The 16,593-nt window shown below is 69.8% G+C and carries 29 protein-coding genes; 9 read left to right on the top strand and 20 right to left on the bottom strand.

All coding sequences use genetic code 11. The features are described 5' to 3' along the window. Positions 1 to 158: 158 nt before the first annotated feature. The 8 genes from ACFC0Z_RS34675 to ACFC0Z_RS34640 all read right to left on the bottom strand — a co-directional run bounded on the left by ACFC0Z_RS34675 (position 159) and on the right by ACFC0Z_RS34640 (position 4,751). Positions 159 to 443 (bottom strand): hypothetical protein, encoded by a 285-nt coding sequence (locus ACFC0Z_RS34675; protein WP_376446742.1) that lies wholly within the window; start codon positions 441 to 443, stop codon positions 159 to 161. A 91-nt stretch (positions 444 to 534) separates the two neighbouring features. Beyond that, a complete protein-coding gene (locus ACFC0Z_RS34670; protein WP_376446739.1) occupies positions 535 to 1,047 on the bottom strand; it encodes a hypothetical protein in 513 nt (170 codons plus the stop codon). Between the two features lie 11 nt (positions 1,048 to 1,058). Beyond that, positions 1,059 to 1,397 (bottom strand): hypothetical protein, encoded by a 339-nt coding sequence (locus ACFC0Z_RS34665; RefSeq protein WP_376446737.1) that lies wholly within the window; start codon positions 1,395 to 1,397, stop codon positions 1,059 to 1,061. A gap of 9 nt (positions 1,398 to 1,406) precedes the next feature. Continuing rightward, positions 1,407 to 1,676 carry a hypothetical protein gene (locus ACFC0Z_RS34660; protein WP_376446734.1) on the bottom strand — a complete coding sequence of 90 codons (270 nt, stop codon included), beginning with the start codon at positions 1,674 to 1,676 and terminating at the stop codon, positions 1,407 to 1,409. 10 nt (positions 1,677 to 1,686) lie between these two features. Beyond that, complete coding sequence (locus tag ACFC0Z_RS34655) at positions 1,687 to 2,856, bottom strand: hypothetical protein (protein WP_376446732.1); 1,170 nt, start codon at positions 2,854 to 2,856, stop codon at positions 1,687 to 1,689. After that, entirely contained in the window at positions 2,856 to 2,993 is a 138-nt protein-coding gene (locus ACFC0Z_RS34650; RefSeq protein WP_376446730.1) for a hypothetical protein, read from the bottom strand. The genes ACFC0Z_RS34655 and ACFC0Z_RS34650 overlap by 1 nt, the downstream gene beginning before the upstream one ends. A 357-nt stretch (positions 2,994 to 3,350) precedes the next feature. Next, entirely contained in the window at positions 3,351 to 4,055 is a 705-nt protein-coding gene (locus ACFC0Z_RS34645) for a hypothetical protein (protein WP_376446728.1), read from the bottom strand. Between the two features lie 3 nt (positions 4,056 to 4,058). After that, the gene (locus tag ACFC0Z_RS34640; RefSeq protein ID WP_376446725.1) at positions 4,059 to 4,751 is read right to left on the bottom strand and encodes a hypothetical protein; all 693 of its coding nucleotides are present in this window, start codon (positions 4,749 to 4,751) and stop codon (positions 4,059 to 4,061) included. A gap of 427 nt (positions 4,752 to 5,178) precedes the next feature. Here ACFC0Z_RS34640 and ACFC0Z_RS34635 point away from each other — a divergent pair, with 427 nt between their 5' ends. Beyond that, entirely contained in the window at positions 5,179 to 5,376 is a 198-nt protein-coding gene (locus ACFC0Z_RS34635; RefSeq protein WP_376446723.1) for a hypothetical protein, read from the top strand. Positions 5,377 to 5,449: 73 nt separating this feature from the next. Here the strand turns inward: ACFC0Z_RS34635 and ACFC0Z_RS34630 are convergent, their stop codons facing one another. Next, a complete protein-coding gene (locus tag ACFC0Z_RS34630) occupies positions 5,450 to 5,683 on the bottom strand; it encodes a hypothetical protein (protein WP_376446720.1) in 234 nt (77 codons plus the stop codon). A 13-nt stretch (positions 5,684 to 5,696) separates the two neighbouring features. Beyond that, entirely contained in the window at positions 5,697 to 6,752 is a 1,056-nt protein-coding gene (locus tag ACFC0Z_RS34625; protein WP_376446717.1) for a LysM peptidoglycan-binding domain-containing protein, read from the bottom strand. Positions 6,753 to 7,277: 525 nt separating this feature from the next. Between ACFC0Z_RS34625 and ACFC0Z_RS34620 the strand changes: the two genes are divergently transcribed. From ACFC0Z_RS34620 to ACFC0Z_RS34585, 8 genes are all read left to right on the top strand, one after another. Beyond that, positions 7,278 to 7,931, top strand: a complete 654-nt coding sequence (locus ACFC0Z_RS34620; RefSeq protein ID WP_376446714.1) for a hypothetical protein — start codon at positions 7,278 to 7,280, stop codon at positions 7,929 to 7,931. A gap of 1,174 nt (positions 7,932 to 9,105) precedes the next feature. Then, positions 9,106 to 9,384 (top strand): hypothetical protein, encoded by a 279-nt coding sequence (locus tag ACFC0Z_RS34615; RefSeq protein WP_376446712.1) that lies wholly within the window; start codon positions 9,106 to 9,108, stop codon positions 9,382 to 9,384. Continuing rightward, the gene (locus ACFC0Z_RS34610; RefSeq protein WP_376446709.1) at positions 9,381 to 9,704 is read left to right on the top strand and encodes a hypothetical protein; all 324 of its coding nucleotides are present in this window, start codon (positions 9,381 to 9,383) and stop codon (positions 9,702 to 9,704) included. Before ACFC0Z_RS34615 ends, ACFC0Z_RS34610 begins: the two co-directional genes overlap by 4 nt. Then, positions 9,701 to 10,087: a hypothetical protein gene (locus ACFC0Z_RS34605; RefSeq protein ID WP_376446706.1), complete on the top strand. Its 387-nt coding sequence runs from the start codon at positions 9,701 to 9,703 to the stop codon at positions 10,085 to 10,087. Before ACFC0Z_RS34610 ends, ACFC0Z_RS34605 begins: the two co-directional genes overlap by 4 nt. Further along, a complete protein-coding gene (locus ACFC0Z_RS34600) occupies positions 10,084 to 10,467 on the top strand; it encodes a hypothetical protein (protein WP_376446703.1) in 384 nt (127 codons plus the stop codon). The genes ACFC0Z_RS34605 and ACFC0Z_RS34600 overlap by 4 nt, the downstream gene beginning before the upstream one ends. A gap of 181 nt (positions 10,468 to 10,648) precedes the next feature. Continuing rightward, on the top strand, positions 10,649 to 10,930 hold the full coding sequence (locus tag ACFC0Z_RS34595) for a hypothetical protein (RefSeq protein ID WP_376446700.1): 282 nt from the start codon (positions 10,649 to 10,651) through the stop codon (positions 10,928 to 10,930). Then, a complete protein-coding gene (locus tag ACFC0Z_RS34590) occupies positions 10,927 to 11,745 on the top strand; it encodes a hypothetical protein (protein ID WP_376446697.1) in 819 nt (272 codons plus the stop codon). Before ACFC0Z_RS34595 ends, ACFC0Z_RS34590 begins: the two co-directional genes overlap by 4 nt. Next, positions 11,742 to 11,927 carry a hypothetical protein gene (locus tag ACFC0Z_RS34585; protein WP_376446694.1) on the top strand — a complete coding sequence of 62 codons (186 nt, stop codon included), beginning with the start codon at positions 11,742 to 11,744 and terminating at the stop codon, positions 11,925 to 11,927. The genes ACFC0Z_RS34590 and ACFC0Z_RS34585 overlap by 4 nt, the downstream gene beginning before the upstream one ends. Positions 11,928 to 12,090: 163 nt before the next feature. On the opposite strand, the gene ACFC0Z_RS34580 is transcribed toward ACFC0Z_RS34585, so the two are convergent. Genes ACFC0Z_RS34580 through ACFC0Z_RS34535 form a run of 10 tightly spaced genes read right to left on the bottom strand, consistent with a single transcriptional unit; the run spans position 12,091 to position 16,495 of the window. Continuing rightward, positions 12,091 to 13,017, bottom strand: coding sequence for a hypothetical protein (locus ACFC0Z_RS34580; protein ID WP_376446692.1), 927 nt, complete (start codon positions 13,015 to 13,017; stop codon positions 12,091 to 12,093). A 1-nt stretch (position 13,018) separates the two neighbouring features. Beyond that, positions 13,019 to 13,393 carry a hypothetical protein gene (locus ACFC0Z_RS34575; RefSeq protein ID WP_376446689.1) on the bottom strand — a complete coding sequence of 125 codons (375 nt, stop codon included), beginning with the start codon at positions 13,391 to 13,393 and terminating at the stop codon, positions 13,019 to 13,021. Continuing rightward, positions 13,393 to 13,530, bottom strand: coding sequence for a hypothetical protein (locus tag ACFC0Z_RS34570; protein WP_376446686.1), 138 nt, complete (start codon positions 13,528 to 13,530; stop codon positions 13,393 to 13,395). Before ACFC0Z_RS34570 ends, ACFC0Z_RS34575 begins: the two co-directional genes overlap by 1 nt. Further along, a complete protein-coding gene (locus tag ACFC0Z_RS34565; RefSeq protein WP_376446685.1) occupies positions 13,530 to 13,718 on the bottom strand; it encodes a hypothetical protein in 189 nt (62 codons plus the stop codon). The genes ACFC0Z_RS34570 and ACFC0Z_RS34565 overlap by 1 nt, the downstream gene beginning before the upstream one ends. After that, on the bottom strand, positions 13,715 to 13,936 hold the full coding sequence (locus ACFC0Z_RS34560; protein WP_376446682.1) for a hypothetical protein: 222 nt from the start codon (positions 13,934 to 13,936) through the stop codon (positions 13,715 to 13,717). Before ACFC0Z_RS34560 ends, ACFC0Z_RS34565 begins: the two co-directional genes overlap by 4 nt. A gap of 3 nt (positions 13,937 to 13,939) precedes the next feature. Next, positions 13,940 to 14,326 carry a hypothetical protein gene (locus ACFC0Z_RS34555; protein ID WP_376446680.1) on the bottom strand — a complete coding sequence of 129 codons (387 nt, stop codon included), beginning with the start codon at positions 14,324 to 14,326 and terminating at the stop codon, positions 13,940 to 13,942. A gap of 18 nt (positions 14,327 to 14,344) precedes the next feature. Next, on the bottom strand, positions 14,345 to 14,926 hold the full coding sequence (locus ACFC0Z_RS34550) for a C40 family peptidase (protein ID WP_376446677.1): 582 nt from the start codon (positions 14,924 to 14,926) through the stop codon (positions 14,345 to 14,347). Next, positions 14,926 to 15,513 (bottom strand): hypothetical protein, encoded by a 588-nt coding sequence (locus ACFC0Z_RS34545; RefSeq protein ID WP_376446675.1) that lies wholly within the window; start codon positions 15,511 to 15,513, stop codon positions 14,926 to 14,928. The genes ACFC0Z_RS34550 and ACFC0Z_RS34545 overlap by 1 nt, the downstream gene beginning before the upstream one ends. Then, positions 15,510 to 16,145 (bottom strand): LysM peptidoglycan-binding domain-containing protein, encoded by a 636-nt coding sequence (locus ACFC0Z_RS34540; RefSeq protein ID WP_376446672.1) that lies wholly within the window; start codon positions 16,143 to 16,145, stop codon positions 15,510 to 15,512. Before ACFC0Z_RS34540 ends, ACFC0Z_RS34545 begins: the two co-directional genes overlap by 4 nt. After that, a complete protein-coding gene (locus tag ACFC0Z_RS34535; protein WP_376446669.1) occupies positions 16,142 to 16,495 on the bottom strand; it encodes a hypothetical protein in 354 nt (117 codons plus the stop codon). Before ACFC0Z_RS34535 ends, ACFC0Z_RS34540 begins: the two co-directional genes overlap by 4 nt. Positions 16,496 to 16,593 lie beyond the last annotated feature (98 nt).

Below are 16,593 nucleotides of genomic sequence, written 5' to 3'. Positions count from 1 at the left end.
CGACCCTGGAACGCCTTGACGAGGTTCGTCGCGCCGGACGACGCCGAGCTGACGCCGCGGCTGAATCCGGTCGAGTACGAGACGGCGAGGTACAGCGCTATAAGGCCCGCGCCGAGCCCCAACGCCTTCTTCATGCTTCCGCCCATGACGGGCCTCCCTTAGATCTGGACGAGGTTGGAGCCGGTACCGGTCGGCAGGGGGACACCTGACAGACCGCCGGTCAGTGCTGACGGCGAGCTGACGCCGCTTGACGGGGGCGGGGCGACGTCCGGGATGCCGGGTACGGTCGGGTCGACAAAGGCCCGGAGCCACTTCCCCGGCAGCTCGAACACGCCGCTCATCAGGGCGCCGGTCGGGCCGCCCTGTTCGCTGCTGCTGAGCACGAGCTGCATCAGCGCGAGGCCGACGGCGCCGCCGAGGACGGTCCGCCACCCGCGCGTCATGTGACGACGCCGAGACGGACGAGGGCGCCCCCGGCGAGAACCTGAGACAGGACCCAGACCCCGGCGACGACGAGGAGGACTCCAGCGCTGTTCACGTCTTCCCTTCCGGTCGTTGGTGCTTGGGACCGCGCTGCGGCCGGGGCTTGCCCACACCCTTCTTCGCGCGGAGGTTGGCCGAGCGGTTCGTGAACTTCATGGCGACCCAGGTCTTGACCTGCGTCGGACCTCCGCGGAGGTAGTTCACGAGCAGCGCGTACGCGAAGATGCCGAGCAAGACCCCGGCCCCGGTGTCCATGGCGCCGCCGTTCCCGCGCTTGAGGGCGGCCGGGATCGGCAGCTCGGCCGGGGTCGGCTCCGGAGCCGGCGCCTGCTCCGGCTCGACGGCCGGAGCCGCCGCCGGGTCTACACCCGGGTCCGCCGGGGGTGGAGTCCCCCCGGCAGCAGCCTTCTTCGCAGGTGCCGCCTTCTTCGCCGCGGTCTTCTTCGCCGGGGCCGCCTTCTTGGCCGGGGCCGCCTTCTTTGCCGCCCCCGGGGCCGCCTTCTTCGCCGCCGCCGCTTGGCCGGCCTTCTTCGCGACGGCCTTCCGGGCGACGGCCGCGGCCACGGGGACGACCATCAGCGGACCCGCGTCAGGTGGCTGACGACGGGGGCGTCTCCGTCCTCGATCACGCCGTCAGGACCGAAGTGGGCCGCCTGCCGGATCTCTCCGAGCTGCAGCACCAGGGCGGCCCCCTCCGGGGTGTGCTCGATGACGACGCCGTACCGCACCTTCTTGGGGGCGACTTCGTCGTACGGGTCCTCCTCCGTCCAGCGGACGACGGCGCCGCGCTCCGGCGGCTCGACGGCGGGGACCGGGGTCGGCTCCGGCTCGACGGCGGCCGGGGCCGAACCGCCCTGCGCGGTCTTGGCGAAGCCCTCGCCGTCGAAGGAGAAACCGAAGGGGTTCGTGGTCATGGGGGTGACCTACTTTCCGAGCTTGGCGCCGGCCGATGCGGGCCCGGCGGAGACAGAGACGGAGGCGCCGACGATCCCGACCGCGGAGGCAATCGCGATCATGGCGACCCAGAAGATGGGGGAGTCGGGGTGCCACGGCTTCTCGCCGTGGTCGAAGGAGGACGACGAGGACGTGACCGGGAGGCCGGCCCCCGCCGCGGAGGGCCCCTGCGTCGTGGCCGTGTTGAGCCCGAACGCTGCAAGGGGGTTGAGCGAGGCGAAGAAGTCTTCCGCGGCCATGCCGTCCCCCTCAGGCGCTCGCGCCCGCGGAGACCGACTCCACGACGTACTCGACGTAGGGGTTGGTCAGCGTCAGCGCGTTGGGGAACTCCAGCATCAGCCGGAGCTCGGTCGCGGTGCCCTGGTCGACGCTGTCCCGGAACGCGTTCTCGCTGCAGAAGTCGAAGACGCCGACACCCGCGTATGAGCCGAAGTCGGAGTTGTGCAGCTTCTCCGAGCGGTAGGCCATCAGCTTCCCGTCGGGGTACACCTCAGGGGTGTCGTTGGCGCCGTACCGCCACCCGACCTGGCCGTACGAGGTCGCGTTGAGCGGGAGGGGGACGCCGTTGTTCACGGCCGACCACCACAGCCGCAGCATCTGCTTGCCCACGCCCTGGCCGCTGAGCCTGATCTCGTTCATCCCGTTGGTCGGGGTGCCGTATCGGGTCTGGATGATGCTGTGGAAGGCGGACAGGTCCGGGACGATGACCGACCCGTTCGGGCCCTGGGGGATGGTGTAGAGGGTCGCCTCGTACACGGTCGACAGGTTCAGGGCCACGGTCGCGTTGCCCGTGAGGGTGAACAGTTCGCTGGTGTTCGCCCAGTCCACGGCGATCACGAGGTCCGTCGCGGAGGTCTGCGCGAAGATCGCGCCGAGCAGGTTCAGGTCGTCGAAGGCCACCGGGAGGTACCACTCCAGCTCGACCGCGTACGTGCCGCCGGGGATGGCGCTCACGTTCTGGCCGACGCCCCACGACTCGCTCGCGAGGCTGAGCGTTCCCTGGTTGCGGGTCGTGCCCGGGTGGGCGCCGCCGATGGACTGCTGCACGCCGCGGTCGGTCAGGTCGCCGCGCTGCATGATCTCGCGCACCTTGAGGTGGGAGCCCGAGCAGTTGATCAGGTTGCTCTGACCGTTCGCGGAAAAACGGACATTTTTCGCCGTGCCATACGGCCACTTCGAGGTCGTCGCCACGGTGCCCGTGCCGGGGGTGACGACGAGGGAGCCGGACGCCTTGATCGTGACGCCGGAGACGATGCCGGTCTGCAGCAGCTGCGTGGTGTCGGTCTGGCCGAGACCCGCGTACGAGCCGGTCTTGAACGGGATGCTGAGTCGCCTGGTCAGGCGGAAGAAGTTCGCCGGGTCGATGCTCGACGTGGGCACTTCGATGCCCTGCATCACGGCGGTGGGAGTCTGTGCCATCAGGAGGCCCCTCGGTGGGTAAAGGCGGTGAATCGGGCGAGGCCGGGAACGCCGGCCTTGGAGGTGATGGCTTCGAGCGCGAAGTTGCTGAGGATCGAGACCCCGGCGACGGCGAGCCAGAAGCTGACGCGGCGCATGGGCGTCAGCCCTTTCCGGCCTGGTACTTCTGCAGGCCGACGACGGTCGCGGCCGACAGCACGACGATCCAGGCGGCGAGCTTCATGGAGATCACGGCGTGTCCTCTCGGAGGGCGGTCACCCCGTCCGGGCACGCAAAACGGCGCGGGACCGTGACGGGTCCCACGCCGCATGAGCATGGTCTTTCGCGAAACGCGATTCGAGCAACCGAATGGGCTGCTACGGTCGTTGACGAGGGATGCCGTAGGGAGACCTACGCATCAGACGAGGGGCCCCTGACGGCGATCTGGGGCCCCTCGTCGCGTCTGCCCGTAACCCAGTGCGGGGGCCGCTCGTTACCCGGCCGGAGGCCGGGCGCTAGTCCTCGTCCTCCAGGAGGTCGAGGTCACGGCGGCCGATGGGCAGGGGCGGCATGTGCAGCAGCTGTTCCTCCGGGTCGGTCGCGTCGAACCACAGGTACTCGTGACTGCCAAGCCCATGCACGGCGGCGTCGAACTTCGACGGAGGCCACCCGATGTTCTCCGCGATCCGCTGCCGGTCGCGGGGGTTCGGTGTGCGGAACGTGGCGACGACGTCGGCTTGCGAGATGCACAGCGGGTCGACGTCGACCGGCCGGGGGCCGCACAGCAACAGGAAGATCTCGCGGTGCCGGCCGTGGTGCAACGCCCTGCGCAGGTTCGGCGGCGTCTTGCCCGCGCGGGTGAGGGAGCCGACCTCGTCGCACCACACGAGCGTGCGGCGGTGGTCGAGCGCGAGTCCTAGGGCCCGGTCCATCTGGTCCATGGCGGTGCCCTCGTCGCCCATGTCCGGGGCGAGCACGGCCGTGATGGGCCGGCCCTCCCCGGAGTGGTCGCGGGGGAACGTCAGGGGGAGGGTGTCCGGGGTGAGCTTGACGAAGTCGAGGCCGTCGCGGACGAAGTCGGCCGTCAGGTCTCCGGTGACGTCGAGCACCAGGCGGTCGTGCGGGTACGTGTCGAAAAGACGGCGGGCCAGGACAGATTTGCCCTGGCCCTTCTTGCCGCTGATGAAGACGTGCCCGCCCTTGTCGGGGTCGAGCGGCATCGTTCACCCCGTCCGGTAGGCCGGATCGAACGGCGAGCGGGTCGAGCCGACCTGACCGAAGTCGGAGACGTCGGCCGGCTCCAGCTGCTCCAGGTTCTCGTACTGCGGGTTGGCGGGACGCTCGGCGGTGATCTGGTCGACCACGTACGCGACGAGAGCCATGACGGCTTCGACGCCGTCGGCCACGTCGGTTGCGTCGCCGTCCACCATGCCGGGCAGGGGCGTCCGCCGGGCGACGATCCGGCCGAGCGGGGCGGCGACGGAGTCGCGCTGCCGCTTCGTCATCAGCCACCGGTCGTCGTCCTCGCTGACGCGCGTCCGCTTGTTGATCATGGCGGTTGCGGCCTTGATGATCGTCTCGGCGAGCAGCTTCCCGGCCGCTATCTGGTGCGACGTGAGCATGGGCCGGACACGGACCGGGGCCGCCTCACCGGTAGATGCCGGGGACGGTCCAGCCGCCGTCGGCCGGTCCTCGCCCTTGACGTCGCTCGCGGAGTCGCTCGCGTACGGTGCGGCGTCGTCCACTCTCCGGTGCTGCGTCGGCGCGTCCGCCCCCGTCGGGACCTCCACGATGTTCGTCAGGTCCGGGTCCGCCGAGTCCTGGCGGCGGGGCGTCGGCGGGAGGAACTGGGGCAGGGCGACGGCGTCGTTCGCCGCCTGCTGCCGTCGGGCCCCGCGCGCCTGTGCGTCCGTCATCTGTGTAGCTCCTCACCCGTCGAACGGTGTAACGGTCGTCATCGCTGCCGGTAGCACTGCCATCACGCGCCGTCGGCCGATTATCGCGTCTGTGGTCTTCCTGTGAAGACGTTTTGTCGTCAATCTGTTCGCCTGGTGGGACCGGCGAAGACGGCGTGGGGTTGTGCTCCGCCGGTCCCTGAGCATCAGCGCCGGTGACCCGTCGGGCGACGACGTAGTGCGAGCAGCCGTCCTCCGGGCATGTGCCCCTCCAGGTGAGTCGCTGCCGGCCCTGAGCATCAAGGGGAGCAACCGTATCGAACACATGTCCGGACTTGCATGTTCCCCGCACACGGAGTTTCCCGGGGTCACCTGCGCTTTTGCCCATGACGGGAATCATGGACCCCGCTACACTTTTCGCACAAGCAAAAGAGAAGGGGGTGTTCCTGTGAGCGTGCTGATCAGGTTGGAGGCGAGCGCCGCGAGGATCGCGGACATGCGCAAGTCCCTGCGCGCGGAGATGGATCGGCGGGACGCGCTGATATGCGACGCCATCGAGGAGGGGACTACGTACAAGAAGGTCTCGAAGGCCGCTCGGCGGTCGATCGGCACGGTTGCGGCCATCGTCGGCCGCGGGGCACGGTGACGACCAGGAGCACGACGAGCAGGGGCCCCTCCGCATCGGCGCGGAGGGGCCCCTGCTCGTCGTCGCCCGGGTCCTACTCGACCAGCGGCGGGACGTAGCGGCGGAGGGTGAGCGAGATACCCGCGTCCGGCTGCGGGGCGCTCATCCGCTCCCAACACGGCATGTGGAAGTTCCGCATGTCCGCGGGGGTGTTGGCCGGCCCCCGCGCGGCGGCGGTCAGGAAGACGTCCATGCGCTCGACGTCGTTCGGGATGACGGCCGACGCCGAGTCGCAGACGGGGGAGTCGCAGAGCAGCTGCTGTGCCATGGGGTGAGTCCTCTCAGGAAGGGATGCGGAGCGTCGAGCCCGCGAAGATGATGTTCGGGTCCTTGATGCGGTTGGCCTTGACCAGGGCCGCCGTTGTGGTGCGGTACTTCGCCGCGATGCCGGACAGGGTGTCGCCCGGCTGCACACGGTACGAGCGCGCGGGCGCGGGGGCCGGCTTCGGTTTCGTCGGCAGCTTCGCGCCCGGGGTCGACGGCTTCGGCTTCGGCTTCGCCGGGGCGGCCGGGGGCGCCGTGATCTTCTGCCCGGGGTGGATGACGTCCGGGTCCTTGATCCCGTTGTACGTGGCGAGCGCGCCGACGCTGACGCCGAGCGAGGCGGCGATCATGCCGAGCGTCTGCCCGGCCCGGACGGTCCACACCCGGACGCCGCCCGGCTTCGGGGGCGGGGTCGGCTTCGGCGTCGCGGGCGCCCCCGGGCGGCCCTCCGCCCACGCCTGCAGTTCGATGGGCGAGCGGTACGCCACCGACCGGTCGAGCGGCGAGCCGGAGAACTGCCAGAAGTCGACCGCCCGTCCGCCCGCCGTCCGCGGTGTCCGGCGCTCCGCCTCGCCGTACGTCATGCCCATGCGCGGGTACGCGGGGAACCACAGCGGGAGGCCGGGCGGGACGTGCCCGGCGGAGTGCTCGGCGGCGCCCGCGTAGATGCCGACGCGCTGACCGGGGAACGCGCGCTGAACGGCGGCGACCCACTGCGCCGCCCACGTCCGGATCTGCGCGGCCGTCCGCCCGCGGTAGTTGCGGTGGTCGGAGTACGGCTCCAGGTCGAGCCAGTGCAGGAAACCGGGCACGTGCTCGGCGTCGGCCCGGACGGCGGCGACGTAGTTCGCCGCCTCCGCGGCGACGTCCTGGTTCGGCCACGCGAAGTGGTAGGCGCCGACCAGCATTCCGGCCCGGCGGGCGCCGTCCATGTGCAGCCGGTACCGGGGGTCATGCGACCGTCGGCCCTCCGACGCCTTGACGAAGACGAAGCGGACGTTGTCCTGGCGGTGCCGGTCCCAGTCCTGGGGGCCCTGGTAGCCGCTGACGTCGATTCCTCTGCACGTGCTCAACTGCTGCTCCTGGTGATGGAAGACGCGAAGCCCCGGAGGATGCCGGAGGCGGCGTCGAACGAACCGCGGACGTAGGCCCGTCGGAGGGCGCCGCGGTGATACCGGACGGCGCCGGCGGCGAGGAAAAGGCCAGTGGCGAGGCGCCAGCGCCCGGACGAGGTCGTCAGCACGTCGCACCTGCCAGCCACGCGGCGGACGCAGGTACGAACTCGCGCCCCGACTCCCAGCTGCGACGGAGAACGTCGCTATGCTCCGCCGAGCACGCGACGCCGACGATGGGGACGGCGTCGAATATGACCCTGACCTGTGACATGTCGCGCGGAAGTCCGCGGACACTGCAGTCAGGCACGTTGCACACGACATACTGGCTCACTGGCCCTCCCGGCCGGTTTGACTGACGTCAATAGTGAAGGGGTGTTCCGCCCGTGTCCAGCGCGTTCGCCATTGGATTACCGACAATGAGAGTGCGAGCAGGGGGAGGGATGGGCCAGACCGACACAACCAACTGGGGATGGAGAGATCACGATGCCCGACGTCGTGGCGATCACGCGTGAGAAGAGAGCGAAGGCCGATCTGCACGCCGTGCAGACGTGGGCCCGTCAACACGGGCAGACGGTCGTCAAGGTCGTCTCTCCGGCACCTGACGACCTGGGACGCGTGGTTGACGCCGTCCGTACGGAGGACGCCTCCGGGGCCGTTGTGGCGACGCTCGACGTCCTCGGAGACGTCACCGCACAGGAGTGCTTCCGGGCCGTCTTCGAGCAGGCCGGCGGGACGTTTCACGTGGTTGACGAGGACGACGCTGCCGAGCTTGACGCGGCGGCGGGTGTTCGTCAGCTGGTGCGCGACGCGCTCGACCGCCTGATGCACCTGCAGGGACAAGCGGCCGGGGCCCGGCTCAACCGCGGCGCTCAGCGGCGACGCGACGTCGCCGGCCGCAACGGCGGCCGAGCCCCGTTCGGCTTCCGCCTGGTCGCCGGAGAACTGCTCGAAGACGCACGCGAGCAGGCCGTACGACGCCGGATGCGTGAACTACGCGCGTCAGGGCTCGGTTTCTCCGCGATTGCCCGGCGGGTCGGGGAAGAGGGGTACCTCAAGCGGAACGGTGATCCCGACTGGCACCCGGACATGGTCCGGCGGATCTTGCTCCGAGACGAGGGCGAGCAGGCGGCATCTTGACCGGGTTGTTCCTGCTCGACAGGGTGTCCGGCGGCGAGTTGGCTGGACACCCGGCCGGATTTAGGCGTAGGGTCCCGAGACAAGAGTGAAGCCCCCTCCCGGAAACGGAAGGGGGCTCGAAGATCTCTGTTCGTCACCCCGTCTCTGCTTGCCGGCTCCGCCGGGGTGACGCACTAGTACTGCGTGACCCCAGGGTACCGCAGATGTAGGCGACCGCGCACGGCCTTGCCCGTGTCGGCGTAGCGGGCGGACAGCAGCGCAACCGCCCGGGTGACCCCCCTCTGAGTCCAAGTCCAGAGGGCGCCGGCCCCGAATCAACAGAGCGCCCGCGGCCCACCCACCGCGCGTACGAAGCCAAGTCCGGGGCAGAACGAGCGGCGACCGTCAGGTCTTGCTGCGTGATCCTCGGTACGGTCTGGACCCTTCCGAGCGCGGCCATGAAACCCCCTCCCAGAGATGCGGAGGTAGGTCTAGGCATCGTGAGAGCGCGGCGTATAAGGCGGGCCCGAGCCTGAACGTAATCGTGGGAGGTGGCACCTCCCCAAGAGTCGACCGCACATGCCCGGCCCCGGGTGGCAGAGATAATGCTCTGCTGCCGGCCTATGCGTCATTGACGCCGACGTACCGTCCGATGGGCGTACCGAGAGTACGAGATTGACCTAGGCCCCCTGTTCCGTCAGTTGGGAAGATGCCTCCGGCCACACCTGTGCCCGGAGGCATCTTCCTTAGACGGAACAGGGGGCCAGGCTCCCCCCGCACCTTCCGGGCACCCGAGGCGGCGTATCGCTTCGCGACAAAGAAAAACCACCCCGTGCGGGGGGAAAATGAGCACTGCCCGAGCAACGCGAGGCCCTTACCCCACCGGGGCGACTGTGTCGCCCTTGTTACTGCCGGGCGCTTGCGCCCGTCCTTTTCCCGGGCCTTTCACCCTCCCTCCGGGCAGAAATGGCCCACTAACCTCCCTCCTTAGCCACAGGACGGCCTATCTCCAATTCTCCGGGGTGATTTGATCTCCGAACCCCTGAAAACCCTTCTACGGCCGTCGACTTGTACCCCCGAACATGTGCCCCAGACCAGTACGGAAGATCAGTCGTTAACTCTCAAATCTGAGACAGTGACAACCCCTTCACGATGCCCTATGGTCGTCTCAGAAATGAGAGGAGGGGAGACCCTGATGCCTGATCATGTGGCAGAGCTGCAGGCCCTTGTCGGCCGTGCGCGGCGACAACGTGACCCGCTCGACCGAGCGCGGACGCTCGCGGAAGCCCAGCGCGTCACGGGGCCGGCCCTGCTCGAAGTCGTCGCGGAGGCCCGCGCGACCGAGCCGCCCCGGTCCTGGCAGTCGATCGCGGACGCGCTCGACATGCCCCTGTCGACGCTGCACAGGCACGTCGCGGCCGGCGCCATCACGGTTCCCCACCACGACACCGACACGGAGGCGCAGAGCGCATGACGATGAACGACGACTGCCGGACGGCCGCGGGTATGAGCGGGTCGTGGGAGGACTACGCGAAGGTGACGCGGAGCGCGCTCGCGCTGCTGCAGGTCGACCTCCCGCAGTGCCTGCCCGGGGAACCGCTGGACTGCGGGCACGACTTCGCGCAGCACGCGCTCGGCAACCTGGCCGCGCTCAAGGCGTGGGCCGAGGTCGAGCTGCAGCACTTCCACCACGACGACGAGCACGGGCAGAACACGGCCGAGCAGCTGCTGACGTACTGGCGGACCCAGTTCAGCGCCGACCACCCGTGCCAGCACGGAGAGGCCGGCCGATGAGCACGAAGACGAAGAGCCCGCAGGAACTGCTCCGCGACGTCGAGACGGCCCTGCGTCAGTTCAACCACCAGTCCTTCGACGCGGGAGAGGACTGGGAGAACCCCAGCGACACGTACAGCGCGCTCGCCACCCTGTCTCGCGTCGTGCACATGCTGCCTCAGGCCATCACGCAGGCGACGTTTCCCACGGAGGCCGTTCACCGCGCGGGACGCCTCCGGATCGATGGCGGCGGCGACCCGGAACAGGCCATCAACAACATGCGGACCGCGCTCGCGTACGCGGTGCAGGCGTGCGACGGGGTGCAGACCGCGCTCGACGTCACGTGGTCCACGACGACGAAGATCGGCGCGGAGTACGTGCCCGACGAGGACGGCGAGCGATGAGCGAGGTCCCGCCGGTCTACAAGGGCGCCATGCTGATGCTGCAGTGGGCTCAGGTGGTGCAGATGTTCCTCGGAGCGTCGGCCGCGCGCGAGGCCCTGGCCGAGCACCTGGCCGAGAAGATCGGCCAGTTCCGCGAAGAGGTCGGGGACGACTTCGAGGACGAAGACTTGGCTTGGACGGTCATCCGGGCCATCGAGGAGAGGATGAAGACCATGGGCGACATGTACGGGCCGGTCGAGACGATGGCCGAGCAGCTGCAGAAGCCGAAGTGCCGGACGTTCGAAGACCCGTCGGGGACGGTGCACACGTGCGCGGCGGCCGACCGGGCGCCGCACCCCGACGTCGCGTGCCACGACGGCGAGTGGGTGTGGAGCGAGTGAGCATCGACGGAACTGATCTGCACGAGGGGCCGCCGGCGGACGAGGACGCCTGTCAGGTTCCGTCAGAAGACGCAGGTCAGGACGTTTCTGTGACGGAATCTGATGATCGGAGGCCCGCTCGGCGGCCCCTGTCGACCGTCAGAATTGAGGCAGATTCGGCCGGACGAAAGGAATCGGAGGAATGAGACAGAAGAGAAGGACGGAGCACTGCAGCTGCAACGGTACGGGCCGCATCTTCGACATCGACCGCCGGCCGGTGCAGTGCGGGCCGTGCACCGATGAGCGGACAGCAGCGTTCCAGGACCGCGGGTTCAACGTGTTGATCCCGGAGTGCTACGGCTGTGAGGCGGTGCTGACCATCGAGCACTACGACACCTACGCCACGCTGCCGAGAGAGATCCGTGCGTACCCGGGGATGTTCTGCGCAGAGTGCGCCGAGTCACTGAGAAGGAAGATCGCGTGAGCAAGCACAGCACGAAGAAGGCGAACGGGGCCGTTGGTGGCGGCCCCGTTCGAGTCCAGCGTACCCGCGCGGACAAGACGGCCGACCGCGTGAGCCTGGTGATCCTCGCCGCGCTCGGCGTCTTCGCGGTGGCGGTCAGCTTCTCGCACACCATGGACTTCGTCCGTCAGCACGGACAGACCGAGCAGTGGATCGTCGTGGGCACGGCCTGCACGGTCGTCCTGCTCACGCTCCAGTCCGGGTTGGAGACGTACCGGGACAGCCGCGCGGGCCGCGGCCGGGGCGTCCCGGCCTACCTGCTCGCGCTCGGCGTCGGCGTCGAGCTGTACGCGAACGCGAGCACCGCGCCCGGTGACTGGCTTGCTCGCGGGGTCGCGGCGTGGCCGGTGCCCGTGGCGGCGGCGGCCCTGTACCTCTGGACCCGGCGCCTGCAGCACTCGGCGGAGGCCGCCGAGCAGACCCTGCTCCTGGTCGACGTCGAGCACCAGGACGTCGAGCCCGTGGCGCCCCCGGCCGTCGAGGACGACCAGGAGCACGAGGACGAGCAGCGGAAGTTCGAAGAGGACGAGCACGACCGGACCAACGACGAGGACCAGGAGGAGGGCACGGCCAAGGAACGAGTGCTGCGGCTGCTCGACGTCGTCCGGGACGTCGAGGACGCGCCCGGCCCGACGGAGCTCGCCCTGCAGGCCGGCTGCTCGAAGCAGTACGCCGCGGAGGTCGTCAAGGGATGGAAGAAGGAGCGCGAGGCCGCGGCCACGGCCGGGCAGACCGCGCTCGACTGGGAGCGGATTCCGGCAGGGGCGAGCGCATGACGGACCTGTACGGCGTGCTCCTGCGCTTGGACCCCGACAACCCTGACGAGCCGCGTTTCCTGTCGTCGTTCTTCGAGCTGACGACCGACCAGGACGCCGCCTATGAGGTAGCCGCCCGGGTTGACGGCGTCGTCGTCCGCTTGGGCGCCGTTGAGGAACGGCCGGCGGCGGCCGGAGGCTGACGAGCAGCTGCTGACGCACGACGGCCCCCCGGCACATGACCGGGGGGCCGTTCGCGTGTGGTCGAGCGCGGGCCGGAGATCAGCGGCCCCCCGCTCATCTGCCGGGCGCCCGCCGTGCGTCAGCAGCTGCTCATCAGCCTCCGGCCGCCGCCGGGGCCGGTGGTCAGTTCCGCGGGAACTCGACCTTCGAGAAGTCGTACAGGGCATCCACGGTCAGGGCCGCGCTTGAGTACACGGTGACGACGCCGTTCGACTCGACGCGGCACCCCAGCTGCGCGGGCGACCCCGACGTGACCAGGGGGACGTCGAAGTAATGCGACTTCAGCGGCCGGAAGCCGTCGGGCAGGGTCAGCAGCTGCTGTGCTCCGGTGTACGAGGTCGCGACCATGGCGCATCCGTCGAGCCGAGCGCGGCGGGCGCCGCGCGACCAGCGGAGCGTCTGGTACCCGACGTTCGTGCTCTGCTTCCAGTACGAGGTGAAGCCGGTCGCCGCGGTCCACGTGCCCTCGTCGTTGAACGTGCCGTACTGCCCCCGTACCTCCCCGCTCGCCTTGAGGTAGTCGGTGCCCGCGTCGGAGTAGTGGAAGAACCCTTTGCCGTGCACGTTGGTCCAGTCGAACGTGTCGCCCGTGATCGTGTGGTCCGCGTAGCCGCTGCCGATCCCCGGTTGAGGGAGGTCGAGGGTGTACTGCGCGAGCTCGACGCCGTTCGCCGCGCGGGCGAAGATCGCAACGGGGGTCTGCCAGCCGTTGCCGTCGCCCGTGTTGAGCTCCCAGTAGGCGCCGCCCGCGCTGGTGCCGGACCGGATGTGCAGGAACCCTGCGTACGCGCCCATGTCCGTGTTGGGGGCTCCGAGGAAGATCGACGGGAAGTCCTGGCCGTTCCACGTCTGCACCTGCGCGGACAGCTCTCCGGGGTCGAGCTCCCCCGGGTGGCCGGAGTACATCAGAACGGCGGTCTCTCCGTCCTGGTCGCCGGGGCCGATGACGACGCGCTGCCCGGTCGCCGCGGTCTGCAGCGTCGACCCCGTGATGGTGCCCGGGGTGATCTGGTCGGCGGAGAGGCTGTTGAGGAGGTTCCGGAACGCCACGTCAGACCCCCCGGCGGACGTAGTTGTACTGCCCGTCGAAGGTGTAGACGGCGCCCGGCTCCGCCCCGGTCCACACGACGCGCAGCGACTCGCCCGAGTTGACGAGGGCGGGCGCGTTGCGGTCGCTGATGTCGAAACTGCCGCGCTCGGACCCGTCCATCAGGCGGGGGCCGGCCCATACTTCGACGCGGCACGTCGTGGTCGAGGTCGACCTGACCGAGCAGGCCGTCAGGAGCCAGAGGTACCCGCCGTCGACCTGACCGAAGTCGAGTTCGACCGTACCGGCGGCGTCAGCTACGCCGGAGGCCGTCAGGGGGAGGATGTCGACGGTCGTCAGGTTGACGCCGTCGATGGTGGCTATGGCGGTGGGGAGCATCAGATCACGACTCCTGCTATCCGGGTCCAGAAGGGGCGGCGACTGCCTCGCCGTTCGTACGCGTCCCACCAGCAGAGGCCGGCCGCCGCCGTCAGGACGACGGCGGCGACGACGGCGTGCTGCTGGTTCCGGAACATCACGGGGTGTCCACGGCGCCCCCGGCCCGGCGGGGCACGGTGACGCCGAAGAGGGCGCCCGCGCCGGACGCCACGACGAGGTCGAGGACGTCAGGGACGACCTGACCGGCGAGCGTCAGCACGACGGTGCCGACGAGGGCCAGGACGACGAGGGTGAGCAGGCCGAGGAACTGCGGGTCACGCTTCATGAGGAGGTCTCCAGTACGGTCACGCGCTTGTCGAGCGCGGTCAGGGCGGTGGTGGTGGCGGTGGTGTGGTCGCGGAGGTCGTGCGCCAGCTGCTCGACGGCGCCCGTGTTGCGGGCGACGGCGTCGATGAACCGGTGGAGCCCGCGGGTTGCCCGCCATGCGGCGCCGAGCAGGGTCACGCCGCCCGTGGCGAAGCCGAGAATGGTGGTCCAGTCCACGGGTCACCCCCACGCCGGGGCGGTCGGGCGGGTGAAGATGCTGAGGGTCACGCGGTCGCCGGCGGTGCCGTAGACGGTGAGCGACCGCCCGGCGAGGTTGTGGGCCGCGCCGGAGTTCGCCGGGACGACGGCGACGCCGGTCCCGGTGACCGGGGCCGTCTCCGCCGGGGTCTGCGTTGTCACGGTCAGCGGCTGTGCGGACAGGTTCGTCACGGCCACGGAGGCGAACGGGACCGGGTACGAGAACTCCGCGAAGCCTGCCGGGGAGATCTGCAGCGTCTGCGTGGTCAGGCACTCGGCTACCACCATCTCCTTGATGGCTGCGGCGAGCGCGGACACCTTGTCGGAGACGGCGCCGAGCGCCGTCATCACGGGGTCAGGTCGGGTCATGGGGGTGTCCTTAGGTGGTCAGGTGGTTGACGAGGGGTTGACGCCGCGCCACAGGCCGAGCACGACCAGGGCGACGCCGCCGAGGACGACGACGCTGGTCACGAGCAGCAGCCGCATGTCCGTGCCGGACGGGACGATGCCGCTCAGGGGGTTGTCGATGGGGGTCACGAGCGAGCTGCCGGCGCCGGTGCCGCCGCCGCTCGCGCCGCCGGTGAAGGGGCGGACGATGGACGTCAGCTTGGACGTGTCGACCTTCACGTGCTGGACGTTCTTGCCCGGCCGCGGGGCGTCGATCTGCATTCCGTCGCCCGCGTACAGGGCGATGTGGGTGTTCGGGCCGGTGTAGTTGAAGAGCAGCAGGTCACCCGGCTGTGCCTCCGCGAGGCTGTTCACGCGGATGCCGATCTTGGCCTGTTCCTGGGAGGTCCGCGGGAGGGTGACGCCGAGGTTCTTGTACACGAACTGCACGAGTCCGCTGCAGTCGAACCCCTGCGGCGTCGTGCCGCCCCACACGTACGGGACGCCGAGGTACCGCGCGGCGAGGGCGACGGCCTGGGCGCCGAGCCCGTACCCGTCCGCGTTGGTGTACTGGCTCGGCATCAGACCACGGCCCCGGCGACGGCGTCCGCCTTCTCCTGCACGGCCTGACGAGCAGGGGAGGTTCCGCGCCACATGCCGAGCACGACCAGGACGACGCCGCCGAGCAGGACGGCCCCGGTGACGGCGAGGCCGGTCAGGTCGACCCCGCCGATGCTCGCGGTCTGGACGATGCCGCCGCCGGCGCCGCCCGTCCCGGGCACCTCCTTGGGGTTGTACGTCGACCCGCCGAGGCTGATGGACTTCGTCCCCCACGGCGACCGGGTCACCGCGGACACGACCGACTCGGCGGAGTCGCCGCGCTTGAGCGCGTCGAGGATTCCGCCGTACAGGCCGTTCGTCAGGGTCTTGACGGTCGCCGTTAGGCCCTGGTCCCAACTGACGTACGATTTGACGCCGTGCGAGTTGGTCGAGACGGCGCCCGGCGCGCTCTGCGTGGTGTTCAGAGGGTTGTAGCGGTCGGGGTTGTTCCAGTGCCCGCCCTCCGCTTTCTGCCACGCCACGAGGGCGTCGACGTTGGTCTGCGAGACCGGGACGCCGAGCAGTCCGAGCAGCTTCTGTGCCCACGTGGTCGGGGTGTAGGTGGTCACTTGACCCGCACCTTCCCGCCCGCCCAGATCAGGTTGCCCTTCTGGTACTTAGGGTTCGACCAGAAGCTGGGGTTCAGCTTCCGCAGCAGGTCCATGCTGATGCCGGACTTCTTCGCGATGCCGCCGAGCGTGTCGCCGCTCTTGATCGTCACGTACTGCGGCTGTGCAGGCTTCGGCACCCGGCCGGGTGTGGTCGGCTTCTTGATGACCGGCGGCTTCTTGATGACGGGCGGCTTCGGCTTCGTGATGACGGGCGGCTTCGGCTTCGTGATGACCGGCGGCTTCGGCGTCGGCGGCTTCGGCGTCGGCGTCTTGTTCTGCAGCTCCTGCATCATCTTCGCGAGCGCGTCGATCTGCGGTTGGATGCTGTTGTACAGGTCGTTCGCGGTCGAGTCGTACAGGCTGCCGCCGCCAGTCATCTGCAGCTGATCGGAGGGGACCCCGGCGGGCGCCTCGCCGCCCCCGCGCCGCATCATGGCGACGAGGACGACCAGGAGCACGCCGCCGATGCCCGCGGCGGCGGCCGGGTTCTTCTTGAGCATCGCGCCGAGCCCGCCGCCGCCAGGAGCCGGGTTCGGCCCCTTGCCGGGCGGCGGGCCGCCGGCCTTGTGCACGGCGATCGGGGTGCTCATCGCTTCGCCTTCCGGTAGAGGGGGTTCTGCGCTCGCGCGATGGCGTCGAGCAGGGGGGACTCTTCGCTGAACGGGGCCTGTGTGTTCGGGAGGCCCCCGTTCATCCCGGCCCGGATCGCGCCGGACGGCCGGACCGTGCCAGCGCCGCGGAAGGACTGCGGCGACTCGACGTAGCCGGAGATCTTCCGGCCGTTGACGGCCGACGTCTCACCGATCCGGGTCGTGCCCCTGCTGCCGTTCAGGTCGGAGCCGATGAGCCCTGACAGTCGGGCGGACAGTGCCTGTGCGAGGGGGTGCGCCTCGCGGACGGTGTCGATGACCCTGTGCACCCGGGCCGGAATCCAGGCCATCAGCGACCCTGGAACGCCTTGACGAGGTTCGTCGCGCCGGACGACGCCGAGCTGACGCCGCGGCTGAATCCGGTCGAGTACGAGACGGCGAGGTACAG

Origin of the sequence: Streptomyces sp. NPDC056144 (assembly GCF_042264145.1) — a bacterium.
Lineage (GTDB): Bacteria > Actinomycetota > Actinomycetes > Streptomycetales > Streptomycetaceae > Streptomyces.
Note: the sequence above shows the minus strand (reverse complement) of the source record. Positions and strands in the feature narration are given on the sequence as shown.

What these genes read in the sequence shown, in the direction of transcription:
- ACFC0Z_RS34675 (WP_376446742.1), bottom strand. Translation starts at nt 443, where the DNA reads ATGACGCGCGGGTGGCGGACCGTCCTCGGCGGCGCCGTCGGCCTCGCG.
- ACFC0Z_RS34665 (WP_376446737.1), bottom strand. Translation starts at nt 1,397, where the DNA reads ATGACCACGAACCCCTTCGGTTTCTCCTTCGACGGCGAGGGCTTCGCC.
- ACFC0Z_RS34660 (WP_376446734.1), bottom strand. Translation starts at nt 1,676, where the DNA reads ATGGCCGCGGAAGACTTCTTCGCCTCGCTCAACCCCCTTGCAGCGTTC.
- ACFC0Z_RS34655 (WP_376446732.1), bottom strand. Translation starts at nt 2,856, where the DNA reads ATGGCACAGACTCCCACCGCCGTGATGCAGGGCATCGAAGTGCCCACG.
- ACFC0Z_RS34650 (WP_376446730.1), bottom strand. Translation starts at nt 2,993, where the DNA reads ATGCGCCGCGTCAGCTTCTGGCTCGCCGTCGCCGGGGTCTCGATCCTC.
- ACFC0Z_RS34645 (WP_376446728.1), bottom strand. Translation starts at nt 4,055, where the DNA reads ATGCCGCTCGACCCCGACAAGGGCGGGCACGTCTTCATCAGCGGCAAG.
- ACFC0Z_RS34640 (WP_376446725.1), bottom strand. Translation starts at nt 4,751, where the DNA reads ATGACGGACGCACAGGCGCGCGGGGCCCGACGGCAGCAGGCGGCGAAC.
- ACFC0Z_RS34630 (WP_376446720.1), bottom strand. Translation starts at nt 5,683, where the DNA reads ATGGCACAGCAGCTGCTCTGCGACTCCCCCGTCTGCGACTCGGCGTCG.
- ACFC0Z_RS34620 (WP_376446714.1), top strand. Translation starts at nt 7,278, where the DNA reads ATGCCCGACGTCGTGGCGATCACGCGTGAGAAGAGAGCGAAGGCCGAT.
- ACFC0Z_RS34615 (WP_376446712.1), top strand. Translation starts at nt 9,106, where the DNA reads ATGCCTGATCATGTGGCAGAGCTGCAGGCCCTTGTCGGCCGTGCGCGG.
- ACFC0Z_RS34610 (WP_376446709.1), top strand. Translation starts at nt 9,381, where the DNA reads ATGACGATGAACGACGACTGCCGGACGGCCGCGGGTATGAGCGGGTCG.
- ACFC0Z_RS34605 (WP_376446706.1), top strand. Translation starts at nt 9,701, where the DNA reads ATGAGCACGAAGACGAAGAGCCCGCAGGAACTGCTCCGCGACGTCGAG.
- ACFC0Z_RS34600 (WP_376446703.1), top strand. Translation starts at nt 10,084, where the DNA reads ATGAGCGAGGTCCCGCCGGTCTACAAGGGCGCCATGCTGATGCTGCAG.
- ACFC0Z_RS34595 (WP_376446700.1), top strand. Translation starts at nt 10,649, where the DNA reads ATGAGACAGAAGAGAAGGACGGAGCACTGCAGCTGCAACGGTACGGGC.
- ACFC0Z_RS34585 (WP_376446694.1), top strand. Translation starts at nt 11,742, where the DNA reads ATGACGGACCTGTACGGCGTGCTCCTGCGCTTGGACCCCGACAACCCT.
- ACFC0Z_RS34575 (WP_376446689.1), bottom strand. Translation starts at nt 13,393, where the DNA reads ATGCTCCCCACCGCCATAGCCACCATCGACGGCGTCAACCTGACGACC.
- ACFC0Z_RS34570 (WP_376446686.1), bottom strand. Translation starts at nt 13,530, where the DNA reads ATGTTCCGGAACCAGCAGCACGCCGTCGTCGCCGCCGTCGTCCTGACG.
- ACFC0Z_RS34565 (WP_376446685.1), bottom strand. Translation starts at nt 13,718, where the DNA reads ATGAAGCGTGACCCGCAGTTCCTCGGCCTGCTCACCCTCGTCGTCCTG.
- ACFC0Z_RS34555 (WP_376446680.1), bottom strand. Translation starts at nt 14,326, where the DNA reads ATGACCCGACCTGACCCCGTGATGACGGCGCTCGGCGCCGTCTCCGAC.
- ACFC0Z_RS34550 (WP_376446677.1), bottom strand. Translation starts at nt 14,926, where the DNA reads ATGCCGAGCCAGTACACCAACGCGGACGGGTACGGGCTCGGCGCCCAG.
- ACFC0Z_RS34540 (WP_376446672.1), bottom strand. Translation starts at nt 16,145, where the DNA reads ATGAGCACCCCGATCGCCGTGCACAAGGCCGGCGGCCCGCCGCCCGGC.
- ACFC0Z_RS34535 (WP_376446669.1), bottom strand. Translation starts at nt 16,495, where the DNA reads ATGGCCTGGATTCCGGCCCGGGTGCACAGGGTCATCGACACCGTCCGC.